The sequence below is a fragment of the Wolbachia endosymbiont of Glossina morsitans morsitans genome, assembly GCF_000689175.1.
Lineage (GTDB): Bacteria > Pseudomonadota > Alphaproteobacteria > Rickettsiales > Anaplasmataceae > Wolbachia > Wolbachia pipientis.
Genome location: NZ_AWUH01000188.1, coordinates 1 through 2,607 on the forward strand (window position 1 = coordinate 1; position 2,607 = coordinate 2,607).

Below are 2,607 nucleotides of genomic sequence, written 5' to 3' on the forward strand. Positions count from 1 at the left end.
GTTGAAATAGCTCAACTGGATTCCAGCGTCACGCGCTGGAATGACACCTTTGCGTTTGCATAGCTGTACGAACATTGTGATTTGAGAGCAATCTCCACAAGGGAGGATGTCATTCCAGTGCCCAGACACTGGAATCCAGAAAAAAGAATGGTGTCATCCAAGTAGCTGACACTGGGATCCAGAAGACTTAATTTCAACCAAATAATAAAGGCTGGATCCCAGTGCTTGGCACTGGAATGACAGCAATCCTACGTCATACCGCGATTCATTCGTGGTATCTCGGCCGCTAACAAGTAGCGGGATGACGGTTATCGTTTAGCTACAAACATTAAGAAATTTACCAAACGAAAAAAAAGGCAAAAGAAGCCACGTGGTTGGCTAATTACTTACATTATACTTTCAAGTATGGCGTTTTTTTATTCTAAACACTTAATAACCGCGATTCAGTTGCTTTTAAACCGCAACTAATCTAAATTATAAACGTTAAGAAATTTACTAAACAGAAAAAAAGGCAAAAGAAACGCTAAGGTAGCTAGTTATTCACTATCCATTTTTTAAGTTGGCGTTTTTTTATGTTTTAAACGCTTTATAAGCGCGCTTCAGCTTATGTAGGTAGAAATTTTATAAGACATAAGGTGCACATAGTGCAAAAAATTAAACATGATACGCCAGATACGTGAGTTTTTTTGTCATTTAATCTGTACAGAGAAGATAAATAAATAGCTTCAATTTCATGATAAGAGGGCTGGCGAAGCTTGTCAAGTAATCTTTTGCATTTAACCCGTTTCTATGGGTAAAACAATCTGCATACCACTCAGCTAACATGAGTTTTGTTTTGACTTTTTGTGCTAATTTTGCAGAATATTAAGATTATCATTTAAATAAAATACATGACGAAAGAGGATTGGGAAGCAGTAATTGGGCTTGAGGTGCACGCTCAAGTTTCTTCTAATACGAAGCTATTTTCTAGCTCATCAACGGAGTTTGGTGCTGAGCATAACACTCAAGTTTCTCTAGTTGATGCGGCAATGCCAGGTACGCTGCCAATACTAAATTATTACTGCATAGAGCAAGCAATACGCACCGGTCTTGCACTTTCTGCAGAAATTAATAAGTATTCTTACTTTGATCGGAAAAATTATTTTTATCCTGATTTACCGCAAGGGTACCAGATAACCCAGTTTTTTGAGCCAATAGTTAAAAATGGTAGAGTATTTATCAACAATAATGAAAAAGAAATAAGAATCGCGAGAATTCATTTAGAGCAAGATGCAGGAAAGAGCGTTCACGAGGAAAGCAAAACTTATGTAGATTTAAATCGTGCAGGGGTTGCTTTAATGGAAATTGTTTCAGAACCAGATCTCCGTTCATCTGCGGAAGCTGCAGAATGCATGAAAAAATTGAGGCAGATTTTGCGTTACATTGGTTCGTGTGATGGTGATATGGAAAAGGGATCACTTCGTTGTGATGCAAATGTTTCTGTCCGCCTAAAAGGCAGTAGTATATTTGGCACCCGCTGTGAAATAAAAAATCTGAACTCGATACGTTATATTGTGCAAGCTATAGACTATGAAATACAAAGACAAATTGAAATTTTAGAAAGTGGGGAAGAAATAAGTCAAGATACCTTATTGTTTGATGTTGCTTTGGGAAAAACAAAAGTGATGAGAAGCAAAGAGGATGCAAGCGACTATAGATACTTCCCTGAGCCTGATTTATTACCTGTTGAGGTAAGCCAGGATAAAATCGATTCTATTAAATCATCTTTGCGAGTTACCCGAGATCAAAAAAAGCTGCGATACGTTGAGGAATTGGGTATCAATGAATACGATGCAAACGTCATTACCTCCGATAAGGCGATTGCTGATTACTTTGAGGAATTGATAAAAAAACACGATTCAAAGCTTGCAGTCATCTGGTTAACTGTAGAGCTTTTTGGTCGTTTAAATAAAGCAGGTATTGATATTGTGAGCTCCCCAATCAAAGCAAATGCCTTGTCGGAGCTCTTAGATTTTATCGTTGATGGAACAATCTCTGCTAAACTTGGCAAACAAGTATTCGATAGTATGTTTGAAACTGGCAAACCTGCATCTTTAATTATAGAAGAGCAGGACCTAAAGCAAATAACCGATAGAGGTAAAATAGCAGAAGTTATCGACAAAATCATCAATAACAACCAAGATAAAGTTCAAGAATACACAAGCGGTAAAACAAAGTTATACGGATTCTTTGTTGGCGAAGTTATGAAATCCACTAAGGGAAAAGCCAGCCCCGATGTGGTGAATTCAATTTTGAGTGAGAGATTAAGTAACTAGTCACATTTTTTTATTTACATAACAGCACATCTCGTAGATATTCTCAGATTTACGCTACGATATCTTTAATCTCATGACATATAATTTTATTATTTTTTTACCATTTGTCGGCACCATCTTTAAAATTATGTGAGGTTGAGGATGCCTGTAAGATTATCCTGCTCGGCGGTTGAGCGCACCTTTCATGGTATTATAGCCTTTCTTATAATAGTCCGAATGCGATAAGATATGTGTTTATGGCTATAGCAGGCCAGTAGCATATTACGGTCTGTTCGGATTATTGTAAAAAGAG

At 37.2% G+C, this 2,607-nt stretch carries 2 protein-coding genes; one reads left to right on the forward strand and one right to left on the reverse strand.

Annotated elements, in window-relative coordinates; translation table 11 throughout:
- Nucleotides 1-11: 11 nt before the first annotated feature.
- The gene (locus WGMM_RS06955; protein ID WP_240991946.1) at nucleotides 12-197 is read right to left on the reverse strand and encodes a hypothetical protein; all 186 of its coding nucleotides are present in this window, start codon (nucleotides 195-197) and stop codon (nucleotides 12-14) included.
- A 693-nt stretch (nucleotides 198-890) separates the two neighbouring features.
- Between WGMM_RS06955 and gatB the strand changes: the two genes are divergently transcribed.
- The gene (gatB, locus tag WGMM_RS04795) at nucleotides 891-2,315 is read left to right on the forward strand and encodes an Asp-tRNA(Asn)/Glu-tRNA(Gln) amidotransferase subunit GatB (RefSeq protein ID WP_038250873.1); all 1,425 of its coding nucleotides are present in this window, start codon (nucleotides 891-893) and stop codon (nucleotides 2,313-2,315) included.
- Nucleotides 2,316-2,607: the final 292 nt, after the last annotated feature.